The organism is Salinivibrio sp. IB574, from assembly GCF_001996205.1.
In the GTDB taxonomy this organism is placed as follows: domain Bacteria; phylum Pseudomonadota; class Gammaproteobacteria; order Enterobacterales; family Vibrionaceae; genus Salinivibrio; species Salinivibrio proteolyticus.
This window is the reverse complement of sequence record NZ_MUFN01000039.1, coordinates 1-19,931: the sequence shown is the minus strand read 5'-3', so window position 1 is coordinate 19,931 and position 19,931 is coordinate 1. Positions and strand designations below refer to the sequence as shown.

16 protein-coding genes are annotated in these 19,931 nt (G+C 52.8%); 14 read left to right on the top strand and 2 right to left on the bottom strand.

Annotated features, from left to right (window positions below):
• Window positions 1-280: 280 nt before the first annotated feature.
• The gene (queG, locus tag BZJ17_RS15135) at window positions 281-1,408 is read right to left on the bottom strand and encodes a tRNA epoxyqueuosine(34) reductase QueG (RefSeq protein ID WP_157893200.1); all 1,128 of its coding nucleotides are present in this window, start codon (window positions 1,406-1,408) and stop codon (window positions 281-283) included.
• A gap of 81 nt (window positions 1,409-1,489) precedes the next feature.
• Here queG and BZJ17_RS15130 point away from each other — a divergent pair, with 81 nt between their 5' ends.
• The 14 genes from BZJ17_RS15130 to rlmB all read left to right on the top strand — a co-directional run bounded on the left by BZJ17_RS15130 (window position 1,490) and on the right by rlmB (window position 17,807).
• Entirely contained in the window at window positions 1,490-2,962 is a 1,473-nt protein-coding gene (locus tag BZJ17_RS15130) for a bifunctional ADP-dependent NAD(P)H-hydrate dehydratase/NAD(P)H-hydrate epimerase (protein WP_077457579.1), read from the top strand.
• Window positions 2,963-2,992: 30 nt separating this feature from the next.
• Complete coding sequence (tsaE, locus tag BZJ17_RS15125) at window positions 2,993-3,463, top strand: tRNA (adenosine(37)-N6)-threonylcarbamoyltransferase complex ATPase subunit type 1 TsaE (RefSeq protein ID WP_069589718.1); 471 nt, start codon at window positions 2,993-2,995, stop codon at window positions 3,461-3,463.
• A 1-nt stretch (window position 3,464) separates the two neighbouring features.
• The gene (locus BZJ17_RS15120; RefSeq protein WP_077641280.1) at window positions 3,465-5,156 is read left to right on the top strand and encodes a LysM peptidoglycan-binding domain-containing protein; all 1,692 of its coding nucleotides are present in this window, start codon (window positions 3,465-3,467) and stop codon (window positions 5,154-5,156) included.
• A 1-nt stretch (window position 5,157) separates the two neighbouring features.
• The gene (gene mutL / locus BZJ17_RS15115; RefSeq protein WP_077641279.1) at window positions 5,158-7,116 is read left to right on the top strand and encodes a DNA mismatch repair endonuclease MutL; all 1,959 of its coding nucleotides are present in this window, start codon (window positions 5,158-5,160) and stop codon (window positions 7,114-7,116) included.
• Window positions 7,109-8,050, top strand: coding sequence for a tRNA (adenosine(37)-N6)-dimethylallyltransferase MiaA (gene miaA / locus BZJ17_RS15110; RefSeq protein ID WP_077641278.1), 942 nt, complete (start codon window positions 7,109-7,111; stop codon window positions 8,048-8,050). Before mutL ends, miaA begins: the two co-directional genes overlap by 8 nt.
• A 77-nt stretch (window positions 8,051-8,127) precedes the next feature.
• Window positions 8,128-8,406: an RNA chaperone Hfq gene (gene hfq / locus BZJ17_RS15105; protein ID WP_069589712.1), complete on the top strand. Its 279-nt coding sequence runs from the start codon at window positions 8,128-8,130 to the stop codon at window positions 8,404-8,406.
• Window positions 8,407-8,433: 27 nt separating this feature from the next.
• Complete coding sequence (gene hflX, locus BZJ17_RS15100) at window positions 8,434-9,726, top strand: ribosome rescue GTPase HflX (RefSeq protein ID WP_069589711.1); 1,293 nt, start codon at window positions 8,434-8,436, stop codon at window positions 9,724-9,726.
• A 49-nt stretch (window positions 9,727-9,775) separates the two neighbouring features.
• Window positions 9,776-10,942: an FtsH protease activity modulator HflK gene (hflK, locus tag BZJ17_RS15095; RefSeq protein ID WP_069589710.1), complete on the top strand. Its 1,167-nt coding sequence runs from the start codon at window positions 9,776-9,778 to the stop codon at window positions 10,940-10,942.
• Between the two features lie 2 nt (window positions 10,943-10,944).
• A complete protein-coding gene (gene hflC, locus BZJ17_RS15090) occupies window positions 10,945-11,835 on the top strand; it encodes a protease modulator HflC (RefSeq protein WP_077457591.1) in 891 nt (296 codons plus the stop codon).
• A gap of 95 nt (window positions 11,836-11,930) precedes the next feature.
• Complete coding sequence (locus BZJ17_RS15085) at window positions 11,931-12,119, top strand: DUF2065 domain-containing protein (RefSeq protein WP_198534190.1); 189 nt, start codon at window positions 11,931-11,933, stop codon at window positions 12,117-12,119.
• 125 nt (window positions 12,120-12,244) lie between these two features.
• A complete protein-coding gene (locus tag BZJ17_RS15080) occupies window positions 12,245-13,543 on the top strand; it encodes an adenylosuccinate synthase (protein ID WP_069589706.1) in 1,299 nt (432 codons plus the stop codon).
• A gap of 201 nt (window positions 13,544-13,744) precedes the next feature.
• Window positions 13,745-14,365 carry an SEL1-like repeat protein gene (locus BZJ17_RS15075; RefSeq protein ID WP_069589705.1) on the top strand — a complete coding sequence of 207 codons (621 nt, stop codon included), beginning with the start codon at window positions 13,745-13,747 and terminating at the stop codon, window positions 14,363-14,365.
• A 208-nt stretch (window positions 14,366-14,573) separates the two neighbouring features.
• The gene (gene rnr / locus BZJ17_RS15070) at window positions 14,574-17,069 is read left to right on the top strand and encodes a ribonuclease R (protein ID WP_069589703.1); all 2,496 of its coding nucleotides are present in this window, start codon (window positions 14,574-14,576) and stop codon (window positions 17,067-17,069) included.
• A gap of 3 nt (window positions 17,070-17,072) precedes the next feature.
• A complete protein-coding gene (rlmB, locus tag BZJ17_RS15065) occupies window positions 17,073-17,807 on the top strand; it encodes a 23S rRNA (guanosine(2251)-2'-O)-methyltransferase RlmB (protein WP_077457597.1) in 735 nt (244 codons plus the stop codon).
• A gap of 77 nt (window positions 17,808-17,884) precedes the next feature.
• Here the strand turns inward: rlmB and BZJ17_RS15060 are convergent.
• Window positions 17,885-19,931, bottom strand: a 2,047-nt coding sequence (locus tag BZJ17_RS15060; protein WP_108743834.1) for a glycosyl hydrolase family 18 protein, incomplete at its 5' end; no start/stop codon positions are given.

The window sequence follows — 19,931 nt, the reverse complement described above, 5'->3', positions numbered from 1 at the left end:
CCGGCGAGAGAGGGTGGTGAGATATTGATCAAGTGTCTTGTGTTTGTAGTACAGTGCTAATCGATACATTTAAAGCCCAAAACCTTGATTTTAAGTGGTTTTTTATATTTTTCTTCCAGTTTACTTAACGCTTTTCCACAATCTTATTCACTTCCGTGATCTTGCTCGCTTAATGCACCACCAATGTGTTTAACTATCAAGAAGTGCACCAAAACGGCGCTTACTTATGGACTTTTCCACATTGTGTGAATAGCGTCATCTTTCCGTGATAAGCCGCCGGTTAGGCGTCTCTAGGCAGGCCTTTTTCGATAATGCGCACCAGCCGTTTGGTGCCAGTGGGTAAAAGCTGCACATCTATTTGTAGTCGCTTTTTCTCTTGTTCGCCAAGTGCCCACTGAATATGTTCATCGACTAAGGCATCTTCACCGAGTCGTGCAGACAGGCTGTTGACGATATCTTCATCATAGGGGGCATTCCCCATCGCGATCGCGAGGTTACGCCGCCATTTACGTATGCCAATCCGTCGAATCGCTGACCCTTGTGTCAGGGATAAAAACGTGTCTTCATCCCAGTTAAAAAGGGTCGTGAGTGGCTGCTGCTCAAGGCTTGGGCGGCAATGAAAATCGGCCTCTAGGGTTAATTCTGCATCGCGGTTAAATGGACACACCAGTTGGCAGTCATCGCAGCCATAAATACGGTTACCGATAGCATGACGAAACTCGAGTGGGATCACGCCATCGTACTCAATCGTGAGATAAGAGATGCAGCGACGTGCATCGACCACGCCTTCGGCGACGATCGCTTGGGTTGGGCAGCTGGTGATACAGGCTACACATTTACCGCACTGGTTTTCGACCGGAGTATCGACCGGCAAAGGAAGATCGACCAATAACTCGCCGAGGAAGAACCAAGATCCTGTCTCTTTGTTGAGGATCAGCGAGTGCTTGCCTGTCCAGCCTAGGCCGGCTTTTTCCGCGAGCGGGCGTTCTAAAACAGGGGCAGAGTCGACAAAAGGACGATATCCGTATGGGCCTACTTCAGCCTCAATCTGCTGGCCCAACTTTTTGAGGCGGTTTCGGATCAATTTGTGATAATCCCGCCCCAACGAATAGCGACTCACATACCCTAGCGTTGGATTGGCTAATGTGGTGGCAAAGCCCGCGTTAGGCGGCAAGTAGTTCATCCTTACACTGATCACGCGTACGGTGCCGGGCACCAACTCTTGTGGACGCGCGCGCATCATGCCGTGACGCGCCATCCAATCCATCTCACCGTGATATCCCAGATCTAACCAACGCTGCAGTTGCGCTTCATGTTGCGTAAGATCAACATCCGTGATCCCCACATGCTGGAAGCCTAGCGCTTGTCCCCATTGCTTGATACGTTGGGCTAATTGGTTGAAATCAATTGAAGCATCGGGCGTGGGGTGCGACATAGCGAGAAATCCTGGGCCGTGAAGTGGTGCAAGCACAATGAATGGAGGCATTCGATGGCAGCAAGTTTACCACAGAGTTTTTATCGTGCAGAGCAAGTCCGTGAGGGTGAGATTGCCGTGGCGAAGGCCCTTGAGATCCCGATGTATCAGTTAATGCTCCGAGCCGGACAAGCCGTTTTTGACACGTTAGCGCAGCGTTACCCGAATGCCGCACGGATATTGATTGTGTGTGGGGTGGGCAATAATGCGGGCGATGGTTATGTGATTGCTCGGCTGGCTAAATCGTCGGGATTGAACGTTACCGTGTGGGCGTTAGGCGATCCAGAGCGGCTGACCGGGGATGCGGCCACTGCGTTTCAGGAGTGGCGGGATTGCGGGGGCACCAATGTTTCCAGCGCACCGACCATGCAACAATTTGATGTGATTGTGGATGCGATCCTCGGCACAGGTCTCTCCCGTGCGGTGACGGGGGATTATGCCGAAGCGATCTCGCGCATCAATCAAAGCCAAGTGCCTGTGATTGCCGTCGATATTCCCTCGGGGTTGTGTGCAGACAGTGGCTGTGTCAAAGGATGTGCAATCAATGCGACCATCACGGTGACGCTGATCGCGCTAAAACAAGGGTTAGTGACCGGTAAAGCAATGTCACACCGAGGCGAGCTCGTTTTTGCAGGGTTGAATGTTGCTACCGCCTTTGGTCGTCAGACACAGGCTGCCGGCTGGCTGATGAGTGATGATCTTTGCCAACGGTATCTTCCCAAACGTGATCGCACTGCGCACAAAGGCCAGTTCGGTCGGGTACTTTGTTTGGGCGGCGATCATGGTATGGCCGGTGCGGTGACGTTGTCAGCACAGGCGGCATTGCGGACGGGAGCGGGGTTAGTCAAAGTCGTGACCCAAGCGGATCACACCCTGATGTTGGTGACGCGTCAACCCGAATTAATGACCCAAGGTTGGGCACCTGGGCAGTCACTGAGTGAGGCACTGGAATGGGCGACAAACTTGGTGATTGGCCCTGGGCTTGGCAGCAGTGCGTGGTCTGACGCGCTGTGGAAAATCGCGGTTGGAGCGCGTGGTACTAAAGTGATTGATGCCGATGGACTCAATAAACTCGCCCGCCATCCGCAACAGCGAGACGACTGGGTATTAACCCCCCATCCGGGAGAAGCTGCGCGTTTATTGGGCTGTGAAGTGGCGGATGTGGAACTCGATCGCTTCGCCGCCGTCAAAGCTATCCAGACACGCTACGGCGGGGTAGTAGTACTTAAAGGCGCAGGCACGATCGTATATGATGGCACAGATTATGCTGTAGCCAATGTGGGGAATCCGGGCATGGCATCTGGCGGCATGGGCGATGTGTTATCTGGCGTTATTGGTAGCTTTATCGCTCAAGGCGTTGATTTATTTCATGCAGCGGCCATGGGCTGCTATCTTCATGGTAAAGCCGGTGACCAAGCGGCACTTGCCGGTGAACGTGGTTTGCTTGCCAGTGATTTATTACCCGAGTTACAGCGATTGATCGATTAATAAAGCCAACAGACGAGACGCAGTAGTAGCATGACCCAAACTTTTCATACCCAGTTGGCAGACGCCGACAGTACTGTTGCCCTTGGGGCAGCGTTGGCCCGTGCTTGTACGCAAAGCACAACCTGTTATTTACATGGCGATCTGGGCGCAGGAAAAACGACGTTTTGTCGCGGATTTGTTCAAGCAATGGGTCATACGGGTAACGTCAAAAGTCCGACGTATACCTTGGTCGAGCCTTACCAGCTCCCGCCTTGGCAGGTCTATCACTTTGACCTGTACCGCTTGGCAGACCCAGAAGAGTTGGAATTTATGGGGATYCGGGATTATTTYAATGAACAGGCRCTGTGCYTGATTGAATGGCCGGAAAAAGGGCAGGGCTGGTTACCTCATGCGGATCTTGATATCACTTTGCAGTATGACGGCGAGCAACGCACGGTGGCGCTGACCGCAAATACCGAAGTCGGTGTGTCGGTTATCAATCGCTTAGAATGGGATGACTAGCATGATGTGGCAGCGGCTATGCACCTTGATRATCGCGGGTCTGTTCAGCGTAACAGGCTGGGCCAATCAGATTGAAAATATTCGCGTTTGGCCTGCGCCTAATGAAACACGGGTCGTGGTCGATTTAGCGGATGCGCCAGACTTTAGTTACTTTTCACTGACTCGACCTGACCGTTTGGTCATTGATTTAAAGCAGAGCTCACTGGCGACCTCGCTCCCAAAGCCGGTCAAGGGCAGCGATATACTGACTAAAATTCGCAAAAGTAGCCCGCCTGCCAAGTCCACCTATCGATTGGTGTTTGAGTTAAAAGACGCGGCCAAGCCGCACATCTTCGCTTTGGCCCCGGGCGGCGAGTATGGCCACCGCTTGGTGGTGGATTTGCCTCATCCTGATAAAGTCGATAAGAATAAACCCGACTTGAGTGCCGCGGAAAAGAAGCGTCGAGAAACGGTGGCCGCGTTGCCGTTTGGCACCGATGACATCGTCGTGGCGATCGATGCCGGTCATGGAGGCAACGACCCGGGCGCGGTTGGCCCGACACGAAAATTTGAAAAATACGTCACGCTGGCGATCGCCAAGCAAACCGCCGCCCGCATTAATGCGGTACCCGGGATGCGAGCGGTACTCACGCGCACCGGTGATTACTTTGTCGATTTGAATCGACGCTCAGAGATTGCTCGCCAGCACAAAGCCCACTTATTGGTTTCGATTCATGCCGATGGTTTCCACAAGCCTCAACCACGAGGGGCGTCGGTATGGGTGTTATCTCGTCGCCGCGCGAACAGTGAAATTGGTCGCTGGATTGAAAGGCACGAAGAGCAGTCCAATCTATTGGGTGGTGGGTCCTTATTGGCACAAAACAACGAAGATGAATACCTCAGTCGCGCGGTGCTGGATTTACAGTTCAGCAACTCGCAAAAAGAAGGCTATAACGTGGCGACCCGGGTGCTTAAAGAGTTGGGGAAAGTTACCAAGCTGCATAAATCAAGCCCTGAGCACGCCAGTTTGGCTGTCCTCAAATCGCCTGATATTCCCTCTTTGCTGATTGAAACTGGGTTTATCTCTAACCCACAAGAAGAACGACTCCTGTTCCAACGGGATCACCAGCGCCGGCTTGCCGATGCGGTCTATCACGGGATCCGTAATTATTTTGAACATTTCCCGCCCGATGGCACCCTATTCGCTGCCCGGAAAAATGGGGTAAAACATACTGTCACGGCGGGACAGTCATTGTCTTTGATCGCCAATAAATACCAAAGCTCGGTCGCGGCGATTAAATCAGCCAATGGGCTAAGCTCTAACACGTTGCGGGTCGGGCAAGTGCTGTCTATCCCTAATGTCGATGTCGCTAAACTCGCCGGTAAGGGGGATAACGCTGCCTCTTCGACGCGTACGGTTACCCATACCGTGAGCCGCGGCGAGTTTCTGGGCAAGATTGCCGAGCACTATCAGGTGTCGGTCAGTACCATTCGCCGAGCCAATAGTCTGAAATCGGATACGCTTTGGGTTGGGCAAAAACTGTCAATTCCCGGTGCCACGACGCCGGATCGCAAGCACAAAGTCAAACGTGGCGAGTACTTAGGAAAAATCGCCGCCAATTATGGCGTGACCATTGAAAGCTTGCGGCAAGCTAATTCGCTGCGCTCTGACACCTTGGCGGTGGGGCAGACGTTAATCATTCCGGGAAGTTGATATGGCCATTCAGATTTTACCGGCTCGCTTGGCCAACCAAATCGCCGCGGGCGAAGTGGTCGAAAGGCCAGCGTCTGTGGTCAAAGAGTTGGTCGAGAACAGTATTGATGCGGGCGCGACCCGTATCGATATCGATATTGAAAAAGGCGGCAGTAAGCTGATCCGTGTGCGTGATAACGGCAGCGGAATTAGTAAAGCAGACTTACAGTTGGCGTTGAGCCGGCATGCCACCTCAAAAATCCACACCTTGGATGATCTCGAAGCGATCATGAGTTTAGGCTTTCGCGGCGAGGCGCTGGCGAGTATCAGCTCCGTTTCTCGCCTGACCATTACCTCGCGTCCTGCCGAACAGCAAGAAGCGTGGTCAGCATATGCCGAAGGCCGTGATATGGCCGTAAGTGTTAAGCCTGCGGCGCATCCTGTGGGGTGTACCGTGGAAGTGGTGGACTTGTTTTTCAATACACCCGCACGACGTAAGTTTTTACGTACCGAGAAAACGGAATTTGGCCATATTGATGAGCTATTGCGCCGTATTGCACTGAGCCGTTTCGATATCACCATTAACTTGCGTCACAACGGCACGCCAGTACGTCAGTATCGGCGAGTACCTGAACAGGGCGATCCGGTACGTCGTCTCAAAGCGGTATGTGGGCAAAAGTTTGTTGACCATGCGTTGCGCGTGGAGCTGACCCATCATGATATGACGCTTCGGGGATGGATTTGTACGCCAGAAGGTGCGCGTCAGCAAAATGATATGCAGCACTGCTTTGTCAATCAGCGGATGATGAAAGACAAGCTGATTAACCATGCGATTCGTCAAGGCTATGAGCAAAGCCTTGCCCCTGACCAATATGCGGCGTTTGTTCTTTACATTGATGTGGATCCGCACCAAGTGGATGTGAATGTACACCCCGCGAAGCATGAAGTGCGATTCCATCAAGCCCGCTTGGTGCATGACTTTATTTTCCAAGCTATTTTTGATGCGTTACAGCAGGCCAGTTCTCCCGTCTTAGAGGGGGTGGACAATGAAACCGGTGAGGTCCGCGAACAGGCTAGCTATCAGACACGGCCATCTGCGGTGGCCAGTGATTACCAAACCGCGGTGAACCGTTTTCCGGATTATCCCGGCCAGCGCAAGGAGCCGGTCCGCGAGCGTGGGCAATCAGGCGAATGGTCGGGGAATCGCGCGTTTTCCTCGCAACCCGCGCCACCATCTAAAAAGGCGACAGAAGCATATCAGGCACTGATGACGCCTTACGCGTCAGAACAAAAGCCGCATACGCAGACTGCCACACTCTCAGAAACATCAGCCCCAGCTGCGTCTGAGACTGTGCCAACGGTAGAGGCGACGGTCGCCGATGCCAGCGATCGGCCCGCTAGCGCAGAAACTGGGTTAGGCAAAGTGCTTGCCGTGACTCACGGTCACTATGTGCTGATCGCGCGCGGCGATGCGTTGTGGTTGGCGGATTATCAAGCCTTGCAGACATGGCGTCAGCAGGGAGCGTTGCGACCCGCCCTTGATGAAGGGTTAGTGGCACAGCCGCTATTGATCCCGCAACGGATGTCGGCGTCGCCTCAAGAATGTGAGGCGGTTGAGCACTATCAAACCTTATTAGGGCGCTTTGGGATCCATATAAAGGTAAAAGGACAACAGTTGATGGTCATGACAGTATGTCAGCCACTGCGCCAGTCCAACCTCCAAGCTTTTATTCCCGACTTGTTGGCATTTTTATTGTCATTAACCTCAGATCAACCCCATGAAGATCACAGCTCAAGCATGTGGAGTTGGCTGGCAAAGCAGTTGACAGTAGCATCGGATCACGTCAGCCTTGCGCAAGCGGTACAGACCGTTTCGGAAATTGAACAATATTGGCAGGGCGAGGCGTTACAGCATGGCTATCAGCGCGTGTTTAAACGTCTTGACTTGACCACAGCGATAGAAGCATTACAGCATGACTAATCCGTTGCCCAAGGCCATTTTTCTGATGGGGCCGACTGCCTCCGGAAAAACGGATCTGGCTATAGCGTTACGTAAGACATTGCCGGTAGAAATTATTAGTGTGGATTCGGCATTGATTTACCGCGGCATGGACATTGGTACTGCCAAACCAACGGCTGATGAATTGGCTCAGGCCCCGCATCGCCTAATTGATATTCGCGATCCGTCGCAAGCCTATTCGGCGGCCGACTTTCGTGACGATGCGCTCACCGCGATGGCAGAGATTGTTGCCCAAGGCAAAATCCCGCTGCTGGTGGGGGGCACAATGTTGTACTTTAAAGCGTTGCTTGAGGGATTATCACCGCTACCCAGTGCGGATCCTGAGGTGCGCGACGCGATTGAACAAGAGGCGCAGCAGCACGGTTGGGAGGCATTGCATCAGCAGTTATGCCATATTGATCCTGTTGCGGGCGCGCGGATCCATCCCAATGATCCGCAGCGCATCATGCGTGCGTTAGAAGTATTCCGGGTTTCCGGACACACATTAACGGCGCTAACTGAGAAAAAAGGTGATCCTTTGCCGTATCAGGTTCACCAGTTCGCAATCACTCCTCAGGATCGAGGAGAGTTGCATCGCCGCATCGAACTTCGCTTTGCCAAGATGGTAGAGGCAGGGTTTGAACAGGAGGTACGCGCGCTATACGAAAGAGGTGATCTGCATCCGGATTTGCCGTCGATTCGTTGCGTGGGGTATCGCCAGATGTGGGATTATTTGGCCGGACGCTGCACCCATGAAGAAGCCGTTTATCGTGGGATTTGCGCGACGCGCCAGTTGGCCAAACGTCAGATTACTTGGCTTCGCGGCTGGGAAAATGTGACTTGGCTTGATAGTGACTCGCCGTCACTATCTTTACAAACGGTGACAAAAGCGTTGGCGGCAGAGACAGAGACTTAATGTATACTGTCCCTGACAAGGACGCTGCTTAACCGCTTAGATTGACTACAATTACAAACAAATAAGGAAAAGAAATAATGGCTAAGGGGCAATCATTACAAGACCCATTCTTAAATGCGCTACGTCGTGAGCGTATTCCCGTTTCCATTTACTTGGTGAATGGCATTAAGTTGCAAGGCCAGATTGAATCGTTTGATCAATTCGTGATTCTGCTGAAAAACACGGTTAACCAGATGGTGTATAAGCACGCGATCTCAACCGTCGTGCCTGCACGTCCAGTCAGCCACCATAACAATAACCAGGGTTCTGCCGAGCGTTCACACGGTGATCGTCAGCAGGATAAACCTGAGGAGTGAGCATTCATTTGCTAAGGAGCTGTTTGCTTGTTTGACCGTTACGAGGCCGGTGAACAGGCTGTACTCGTTCATATCAATTTTACCCATGATGGCGAGTGGGACGATCTCAGCGAGTTTCAAATGCTGGTGTCGTCCTCGGGTGTCGATGCCTTGCAAGTTGTTGTCGGCAGCCGTCAGTCACCACATCCCAAGTATTTTGTCGGTGAGGGTAAGGCGCAAGAAGTCGCTGACACCGTACGCCAAGTCGGTGCCGATGTCGTGATCTTCAATCACGCATTATCACCGGCGCAAGAGCGTAACTTGGAACAATTGTTTAAGTGTCGGGTATTAGACCGAACCGGTTTGATCCTCGACATCTTTGCCCAACGTGCACGCACCCATGAGGGTAAGTTGCAGGTAGAGCTGGCCCAGCTACGCCACCTGTCAACGCGTTTGGTGCGAGGCTGGACTCACCTTGAGCGGCAAAAAGGTGGGATTGGTTTGCGCGGGCCGGGTGAAACCCAGTTGGAAACTGACCGTCGATTATTGCGAGATCGGGTAAAAGCGATTCTTCGTCGGTTGGAAAAAGTCGCTAAGCAGCGAGAGCAGGGGCGTCGTGCGCGAGCGCGCGCGGAAGTGCCCACTATCTCACTCGTAGGCTATACCAACGCTGGGAAATCAACGTTATTTAACCGCATCACTGAAGCGGGTGTGTATGCCGCGGATCAGTTGTTTGCCACCCTCGATCCGACCTTACGCCGGATTGAAGTGGAGGATGTTGGTCCCTCAATTCTTGCCGACACGGTGGGCTTTATTCGCCACCTGCCGCATGACTTGGTGGCTGCATTTAAAGCAACCTTGCAAGAAACCCAAGAAGCGGACTTGCTGCTGCACGTGGTCGATGCCAGTGATGACAGGTACCGTGACAATATGGAAGCGGTCAACAGCGTGCTAGAAGAAATTGACGCCGCTGATGTGCCTCGTCTGATTGTCATGAATAAAATCGATAGTCTAGAACGCGCTGAACCTCGTATTGAACGAGACGACGAGGGGATCCCACAAGCGGTATGGGTCTCGGCGCTATCCGGACAAGGAATTTCGCTGATATTTGAAGCCCTCACCGAGCGTTTGGCTGGCACTATGGTGAAACATCGCCTGCGGTTGCCACCAAGCATGGCGGGCCGAATGCACAGTAAGTTTTGTCAGATGCGCTGCATTGTGCACGAGGAGTACCAAGACGATGGTCACTTACTCGTTGATGTGCGTTTGCCACAAACAGATTGGTATCGGCTGGAAAAAAGAGAAGGCAGTCACCTTGGCGACTTTATCGTCAGCGACTAGGCTGCTAAAGTAAAAAACTATCGTCAGATCAATTTGATGGAGAGCGCGAATGGCGTGGAATGAGCCAGGAAACAATGGCGGTCCCGATAAAGACCCCTGGGGCAATCGTGGTGGCCGGAATCAAGGCCCACCGGATCTTGATGAACTATTTAACAAGCTAAGCCGCAAACTCGGTGGCTTAGGCGGCGGAGGCCGTAAAGGCAAAGGCCCATCCTTTGGGGGAGGAGTCGCCGGTCTAGGTGTACTTGCACTGATTGGCGCGATTGTTTGGGGGATCTCTGGGTTCTACACCATCGGCGAAGCCGAGCGGGGTGTGGTGCTGCGTTTTGGACAATATGACCGGATCGTGCAGCCTGGTTTGAACTGGAAACCTACCTTTGTGGATACGGTCAGCACTGTCAACGTTGAATCTATCCGTTCTCTGAACAGTTCGGGTCTTATGCTGACCAAAGACGAGAACGTGGTGAACGTTGAAATGGACGTGCAATACCGCGTGATGGATCCACAGCAATATCTTTACAGCGTCACCAATGCTGACGATAGCTTGCGTCAAGCCACAGATTCAGCGCTTCGTGCGGTGGTCGGTGACTCCTTGATGGACGATATCATCACCCGTGGTCGTCAAGAAGTGCGTGAGCGTACCCAAGTGGAACTCAACAAAATCATTGATAAGTACGACATGGGACTGTTGGTGGTGGATGTGAACTTCCAATATGCGCGCCCACCGGAGCAAGTGAAAGACGCGTTTGATGATGCGATTGCAGCACGAGAGGATGAAGCGCGCTTTATCCGTGAAGCTGAAGCCTATCGTAATGACGTATTGCCAAAAGCAACCGGTCGTGCGGAAACCTTGAAAAAAGCCGCATTGGGTTACAAAGAGCGTACGGTTAACGAAGCACAAGGTGAAGTGTCTCAATTTGAGAAGCTCTTGCCTGAGTACCGTGAAGCCCCACGCGTAACGCGTAACCGTCTGTATATTCAGACCATGGAAGAAGTCTACAGCAACACCAGTAAGGTGATGGTGGATTCGCAAAGCGGCAACAGCAATCTGTTATATCTCCCACTCGATAAACTAATGGGAGGCGCAGCCGTTGGACCGAACCAGCGTAAAGAGACGTCGAGCAGCCAATATGGTATTGAGCTTGAGCAAAGCGCACAGCCAACCCAGCAAGAGTCGGCGCCGCGTTCTGGTTCATCACGAGAAGGGAGATACTAAGCATGCGTAAGATGATGATCCCTGTTGTCGTCCTAGCCGTTGTTGTCTTTTTGATGTCGATCTTCGTGGTGAGTGAAGGCGAACGTAGCATCGTGGTCCGTTTTGGGCGCGTGCTTAAAGCGGATAACGACGTGGCGAAAATCTATCAGCCGGGCCTGCATTTCAAACTGCCATTGTTTGATCGCGTCAACACACTCGATGCGCGTATCCAAACCATGGATGACCGTGCTGACCGTTTTGTTACCGCCGAGAAAAAAGACGTCATTATTGACTCTTACGTGAAGTGGCGTATCAAAGACTTTGGCCAGTATTACCTGTCCACCGGTGGGGGTAACAAACTGACTGCCGAGTCGTTGTTGCAGCGTCGTGTCGCGGATGGCTTGCGTGCCGAAATCGGTAGCAAAACCATTAAAGAAATTGTGTCTGAAAAGCGTGATGAGGTCATGAAAAGTGTCCTTGATCGTGCGGCGAGCGAAGGTTCACGTGATTTGGGTATTGAGTTGATTGACTTGCGTATCAAGCGTATCAACCTGCCGAGTGAAATCAGTGAGTCTATTTATGCACGTATGCGTGCTGAGCGTGAGGCGGTTGCCCGTCGTCATCGTGCACAAGGGCGTGAGCAAGCGGAAATTATTCGCGCGCAAGCTGAGCTAGAAGTGGCGACCATTCTGTCTAAAGCAGAGCGTCAAGCGCGGATCACCCGTGGTGAAGCTGACGCGGAAGTGGCGAAGCTATTTGCTAACGCGTTCAAGAAAGAGCCTGAGTTTTATAGCTTTGTACGCTCGCTACAAGCCTATCGTAAAAGCTTTAACAGTAAGAGCGATATGCTGGTGGTTGATCCGAAAAGTGACTTCTTCAAATACATGAAGCAGCCTGACGTGATCAATAAATAAACCGCAATAACCGCGAGAAAAGACAAGGCACTGCGCCTTGTCTTTTTTTTGTCTTCGGCTTATCGCGCACAGCAAGATTCAATGTAGGAGGATGAATCATGACGACATTATGGGCAGCGCTTGCGCTGGTATTGGTGGTCGAAGGGCTAGGGCCCATGTTATTCCCCAAGCAATGGCGACAAATGGTGACTGAGCTGAGCCAGCAGCCGGATAATCAGTTGCGACGTATCGGAGGTTGCTTGGTGGTGATCGGTGCGGTATTGGCCTATTACCTCTTGAGTTAACCAAGGGGCTGTCAGCTTGACGTGACAAGCCCATGGTAAGAAAACGACATTATGGTTAAAAAATAACTGCAACCGTTTTTTGAAGGTGCTAGAATCCATTTTTAACTAGCTGCATATCGAAAAAGATGGGTAATAACGTAGTAGTTCTCGGCACCCAATGGGGTGACGAAGGTAAGGGAAAGATCGTTGACCTTTTGACTGAAGACGCAAAATACGTGGTTCGCTACCAAGGCGGTCACAATGCTGGTCATACTCTTGTCATCGACGGCGAGAAAACCGTCCTACACTTGATTCCTTCTGGTATCCTTCGCAACAACGTTAAATGTATCATCGGTAACGGTGTTGTGCTGTCGCCGGATGCTCTGCTGAAAGAAATGGGTGAGCTGGAAGCGCGCGGTGTGCCGGTTCGTGAGCGCCTATTCCTGTCAGAAGCTTGTCCTCTGATCCTGCCATATCACATTGCGCTTGACGCAGCACGTGAGCAAGCACGCGGTAAGAAAGCCATCGGTACGACCGGTCGTGGTATCGGGCCTGCGTACGAAGATAAAGTGGCACGTCGTGGTCTGCGTGTTGGCGATCTGTTCGACAAAGAAGCCTTTGCTGAAAAGCTAAAAGAAGTGATGGAATTCCATAACTTCCAGCTTGAGCATTTCTACAAGGCTGAGCCTGTGAGCTATGAAGAGACCTTGGCGACAGTCATGGAGCAAGCGGACATCCTTACTGGTATGGTGATGGACGTGACTCAAGAGCTTGATGATGCCCGCAAACGTGGTGACAAAATCATGTTTGAAGGCGCACAAGGCACCTTGCTAGACATCGACCACGGTACTTATCCGTACGTTACTTCGTCGAACACCACTGCTGGCGGCGTTGCTGCAGGCTCTGGTTTTGGTCCGCGTCACCTTGGCTATATCTTGGGTATTGCTAAAGCGTATTGTACGCGTGTCGGTGCGGGTCCATTCCCGACTGAGTTGGATGATGAGATTGGCATGCACCTTGGTACTAAAGGTGCCGAATTCGGTGCGACCACCGGCCGTAAACGTCGTTGTGGTTGGTTTGATGCGGTTGCGATGCGTCGTGCAGTACAAATCAACTCAGTGTCAGGTTTCTGTCTGACCAAGCTTGACGTGATGGACGGCTTGGAAGAAATCAAAATTTGTACCGGTTACAAGATGGCAGACGGTTCAACCGTTGAGGTATCCCCTCTGGCCGCTGACGCGTACGAAAACATCGAGCCTATCTATGAAAGCATGCCTGGTTGGAGCGAGAACACCTTTGGGGTGAAATCTCTCGACGAACTGCCGCAAGCGGCGCTCGATTACATCAAGCGTATCGAAGAGCTGACCGGTGTGCCGATTGATATTATTTCAACCGGTCCTGACCGTAACGAAACCATCATCAAAGTACATCCGTTTGCTGAATAAGCAATTGCTTTGAATGGTAAAAGCCAGCGCCTTGTCGCTGGCTTTTTTAATGCTTTTTTCGCCCAGCTTGGAATCGAGATCGCGCGATAGCGGAAAAAACTTGCCGCCTTTGCTAAAGTCATTTCACATAGCGCCGATACAAAAAAGGCACAGGTAGCCCTGACGCTGCTGCTTAGTTTTTTGTTTTGATAGCGAGTAGGCATGAAGTTTCGAACGCTAGTTTTTTCTCTTTTGTTGTCAACAGCAGCGGCCAAAGCGGACGTCGGCCCCGCTGTGCCTGTGTATGAAGAGAGCGAATTGATTGCCTTGTTCGAAACTAACTCTCACCTTGAACGGGTGAAGCAGGACGAGTGCCAATTGATCCAAGATATTGAAGCCCGTGCCACCCGTGTTGGATCGCCCGCCTATGAGTTTTTATACGGTGATATGCTGGCGTGGGGCGTGTGTGTGGATCAGGATGCGGAGCTGGGTGTTTACTACATGAAGCTGGCGGCACAACAAGGCTTGCCCGCGGCACTCGAGCAACTGGGACGCTATTATGCCAATGGCACGCTCGTCCAGCAGGACCAGCGCCGAGCCATTCCTTATCTGCGTGAAGCGGCTTCGCTGGGGGATACGCGTGCACGCATCTTACTGGCTGAGCTGCTAGTGGATGATGTCGGCTCGCCGCTCGATTATGAAGATGCTTACCGTTGGTTGTACCAAACTATTACCGCGGACACCCAAACTCGCAATCGGATTGCTCAGCTGCGTGCTGCGCTAGAAGCGCGTATGCCACAAAACATTATTGCGCGCGCCAAACGTCGCACCAGTTATTGGTAAGCACAATAAGCGATTTTGTCACACAAATTCGTTATACTCGTTACCACTCATCTGTTTCCAATCTGATTCGATATGGTGCCTGCGCCATATTCCTCTCGTTGTTTACAAGCAAGACGCTGAAACAAAACGTCAAACTGCGATCATCGCGGCGCATTAGCGTCAGTTAACAGAWATAATGAAATCAACATACGCCAATAGGAAAAGGTCTATGTCGCAAGACACAGGTTCGACAAAAAATACGCCCACAGGCATTGCGGCCGATCCGCACCAAGCTCGTGAAGCAGAAAAATATGACAATCCCGTCCCTAGCCGTGAACACCTGCTCGAGGTCGTACGCAGCTTTAAAGCGCCGGTAAGTCGAGACAATCTGTTCGCACACTTGGGGCTCGCCGGTGATGAACAGTATGAAGGCTTACGTCGACGCCTGCGCGCTATGGAGCGTGATGGCCAATTGGTGTTTACCCGTCGCCAGTGCTACGCCTTACCCGAGCGATTAGACTTGGTTAAAGGCACTGTCATCGGTCACCGAGACGGCTTTGGCTTTCTACGCCCAGAAGGCAAAGGCAATCACGATGATTGGATGTTACCGCACCATCAAATGCGTAGCGTGATGCACGGTGATGTGATTTTAGCCCAAGGTGTCGGCACCGATAAGCGTGGCCGCAAAGAAGCCCGTGTAGTACGGGTGCTCGAGGCACGCCAAGGTCAGATCGTGGGCCGTTACTTTGTGGAAGATGGCATGGGCTTTGTCGTGCCCGATGATAGCCGTCTTGGTCAAGACATCGTGATCGACAAAGAGCAAACCCAAGGTGCGCGTATGGGCAATGTGGTGGTGGTCGAGATCATGCAGCGCCCGACTCGACAAACCAATCCTGTCGGTAAGATTGTTGAAGTGCTGGGCGAGAACATGGCGCCCGGCATGGAAATCGAAATTGCGATGCGCACCCACGATATTCCCCACCAATGGCCGGATGCGGTACTCAAGCAAGTGAAAAGCTTGAGTGAGGAAGTACCAGAAAAAGCCAAAGAGGGCCGCGTCGATCTACGTGATTTGCCACTGGTGACCATCGATGGTGAAGATGCCCGCGACTTTGATGATGCGGTCTATTGCGAGCGTAAACGCTCGGGCGGCTGGCGTCTGTGGGTAGCGATTGCCGATGTCAGCTACTATGTGCGACCTGATTCGGCGTTGGATAAAGAAGCGCAAAACCGCGGTAACTCGGTGTACTTCCCGAATCAAGTGGTGCCCATGTTGCCGGAAGTGCTGTCCAATGGCTTATGCTCGCTGAACCCGCAAGTCGATCGCTTGTGTATGGTGTGTGAGATGACGATTTCTGAGTCAGGTGCGTTATCTGGCTACAAGCATTACGAAGCGGTGATGAATTCCCACGCGCGTCTGACCTATACCAAGGTGTCTCACATCCTTGAAGGCGATGAGGAGTTGCGTGAGCGCTACCGTTCTCTGGTACCGCACTTAGAGACCTTGCACGATATGTACAAAGTGCTCAGTGAGGCTCGCCAACAACGCGGGGCGATTGAGTTCGAGACGGTGGAAACCCAGTTTATTTTCAACGCACAGCGTAAAATCGACCGTATTGTGCCGGTGGAGCGTAACGATGCGCACAAGATCATCGAAGAGTGTATGATCTTGGCCAATATCGCGTCGGCGCGTTTTGTGGAAAAACACAAAGAGCCAGCGCTCTATCGTGTCCACGAAGCGCCGGGCGAAGAGCGCCTCAGTGGCTTTAAAGATTTCTTAGGCGAGTTAGGCTTGAGTCTCAGCGGCGGCCTTGAGCCGACGCCGAAAGACTACGCGGCACTGATGCATGTGGTGCATGGTCGCGCTGACAGTGAACTGATCCAAACCATGTTGCTCCGCTCGATGAAGCAAGCGGTGTATCAAGCGGATAACCAAGGCCACTTTGGTTTGGCACTCAAGCAATACGCACACTTTACCTCGCCTATTCGTCGCTATCCGGATTTGCTATTGCACCGTGCACTCAAATACTTGATTGCCAAACAAGCGGGTAAAAACCAAGACCGTTGGACCCCGACCGGTGGCTACCACTACTCATTTGACGATATGGATGTGCTCGGCGAGCAGTGTTCGAAAACCGAACGTCGTGCTGATGATGCTACCCGTGATGTGGCTGATTGGCTTAAGTGCGAATATATGCAAGATCACGTTGGTGATGAGTTGGAAGGCGTGATTGCCAATGTTACTGGTTTTGGCTTCTTTGTTCGCCTCAATGAGTTACATATCGACGGTTTGGTCCATATTTCCAACCTCGATAATGATTACTATCGCTTTGATATGGTGGGTCAACGCTTGGTCGGTGAAGGATCGGGACGTGTGTTCCGACTCGGTGATCAGGTGACCGTGAAAGTCTTAGCCGTTAACTTGGATGAGCGACAAATCGACTTTGAGCTGGTAGGCTCTGAGCGCAAAGCCCGTCGCCCGGGGAAAACAGCCCGTGACAAACGCAAGAAAGGCCGTGCGGAGTCGAATAAAGACCCACAAGCCCGTCGCGAGCGAATGTCCGTGCGTCAGCAACTGAAACGTGGCGCCGTGCCTAGCGTTGAAGAAGACAAGGCCCCTGCAGAGAAAAAAGGCAAGAAGGGCAAAGGTAAGTCGCCTGCGGAAAAAGCACGCAAGAAAAAGGCGAAGAAGCAAAAACCTAAAGCGGTCAAGAAAAAGAAGTAACCCATGAGTAATGAAACCATTTACGGCATTCATGCCGTCCAAGCCGTGCTTGCGACTGATCCATCTCGCTTTATTGACGTGATGGTGCTAAAAGGCCGTCAAGACGAACGCTTGGTGCCTGTACTAAACGAATTAGCGATGCTGGGGATCAGTATTCAGCAAGTCGGCCGCAAAGCGTTAGACGACAAAACCCAAGGTGCGTCGCACCAAGGGATTGTGGCACGTGTCAAAGCGGGCCGTCAGTATAACGAAAATGACTTGGAGGCGATCCTCGCCAATACCGAGAGTCCCTTGCTGCTGGTGCTTGATGGGGTAACTGACCCCCACAACTTGGGGGCGTGCTTGCGTACCGCGGATGCGGCGGGAGTCAGTGCAGTGATTGTCCCGAAAGACAAATCCGCTCAGCTCAATGCTACGGCGCGAAAAGTCGCCTGTGGCGCCGCTGAAGTCGTGCCTTTAGTGCGCGTCACCAACTTAGCGCGAACCATGCGTGCGCTCAAAGAGCAGGGCGTGTGGTTTGTGGGCACGGCGGGTGAGGCCGATCATGATGTTTACGACACCAAATTGGTGGGGCCGCTCGCCTTAGTGATGGGCGCAGAAGGAGATGGCATGCGCCGTTTGACGCGTGAAACCTGTGATGAGCTGATTCGGATCCCAATGGCGGGTAGCGTGTCGAGCTTGAACGTGTCCGTGGCAACTGGCGTCTGTTTGTATGAAGCGGTGCGTCAGCGTCGTTAAGTGCCTTGTCTCTTGTCCACCGCTGAAGAAAAACGCCCCTGTTGGGGCGTTTTGTCATTGAGGGAAGTGAAAAACCGTTACAGCAATTGCCAGACCGCGGCGCTGCCCGGCTTTTCGCCTTGCGTCCACCACTTGGCTTGGTAGCGTTGGTTGTTATATTCAACTTCATCGCCACCGGAATAAGCAACGGTCGCTTGCCATTCACTGCTTTGGTTGGCTTGGCTATCCCCGACGCGCTCCCATGGATCGCCTTGGTCTGGGCGCTGGCCTTTGGTCCACCACTTGGCGCGATACTCAACCCCTTGATACAGGACGCGATCGCCGCCGACATACACGGTGTTTTCATCCCACGTTGGTAAGCCACTGGCCGCCGTCACGGTTACCGTGAATTGCGCTTGCGTGGTTTTGTCGCCATCGCTGACCTCGACCGTGACCACATAGTCGCGATTCTCCGTCACGGTGGGCGCGGTCAGCGTCACCTGATCACCGCTGCCAGCAACGGCCAGATCGCCGGATGCACGGTAGGTGTAGCTGAGTGTATCGCCATCTGGGTCGTTTGCCTCAATCGTCACGCGGGTTTGCTCACCGCTTTTCAGGCTAACAGGGGCGATAGGTGCCACGGTGGGGGCTTGGTTTTCACCCGGTACCACCACCTTAATAGTCGTGCTGGCCTCGGCATTGGCTTGACCATCCGATACCGTCACAGACAGGGAATAATCGGTGCTGGTGCTCACATCGGGGGCGGTCACGGTGACCGAATCCGTGTCGCTATTAGTCAGGGTCAGCGCCGTATCGCCTTGCCAGCGATAGGTCAGGATATCGCCATCCCGATCACGCCCATTGGCGGCAATGGTTAACGATGCTCCGGGCGCCAGCGTATAGCTTTGCTGCGCAAGGGTGACGGTTGGAGCATTATTGACTGGCGGCTGACCATCCTGTGCTAGGCCTTCGTGCATCGCATTGAGGATATCGCCATTGTCGGCATCGATTTCCCAAGCAAACAAACCGGCGAAGTTGTGATTGCGCACATACTGGCCTTTGGCTTTGTTCCCCGCGCTGCCGAGCATGGATTTGACGATGCCTTTGTAGTCAATCACGCCCGCTTCCCAAATACCGTCTGCGGTGCTGCCTTTGATCGGGCCGTTACCGGGTGCGGTCATCGGGTTGCTAGGATCGGTCGCATTGGCAGGGAAAACGCCTTCCCAGCCACGGCCGTACATCGCGGTGCCAATCACCATTTTTTCCGGTGGTACGCCGCTTTCTAGCAGTAATTGCACGCCATTATCGAGCGTGTAGGCAGGGCCTTTGCGGGGCTCGCCGTTATCATCGACGCCAGTACCATCACATTCATCGGCGCTCATATGGCTGCCGCAGTAAAGGGCGGTTTGGTGACCGGTGACATTATTCCACGCGCCGAAAAAGTCGTAAGTCATGGCAAAGATGTAATCCATGTACGGCGCGCTGGCACTGTAATCGACGTTGGCGATTTTGTCATAACCGGCACCGACGGCCGAGGTGAGTTGGTACTCACGGCCGGTATCGGCTTCGAGCTCATCCAACATCGCGCGCAGCTCACGCATTAAGGCCGCGTAGGCTTGGCTGTCTTTATCTGGATTGCCCAGATCTGGGTTGGCACCGCCACCGCCTGGGTATTCCCAGTCAATGTCGACCCCATCATAGAATTTCCAGGTCTGTAGGAACTCTTTCATCGACGCAACAAAGACATCACGGTTGGCTTTGTCGGTGAAATCATAGAAGGGGTCTGATAGGGTCCAGCCGCCCACAGATGGGAGAATTTTCAGATCCGGGTAGCGCTGCTTGAGCGCCATCATTTGCGCATAAGTGCCACCAATCGGATCTTTAGCTGGTGTGCCGGGCAGTTTTTTCTGAACCGCCGCCCAAGGGTCATGGATCACCACTTCATAGTCTTTTGAGCCTTGGCAGGCGAGCTCAAGTGCGCGCAAGCTGTTGCCATTTTCGATGTCGCCTAATGACTCATTGGGGCCACAAATGGGGATAAAGCCATATAAGATGTGGGTGAGATTCCCCGCGGGCACCTGACTGACATCGAAGTTACGGCCATAAATGCCCCATTCGACAAAGTATGCCCCCACCACGGTATCA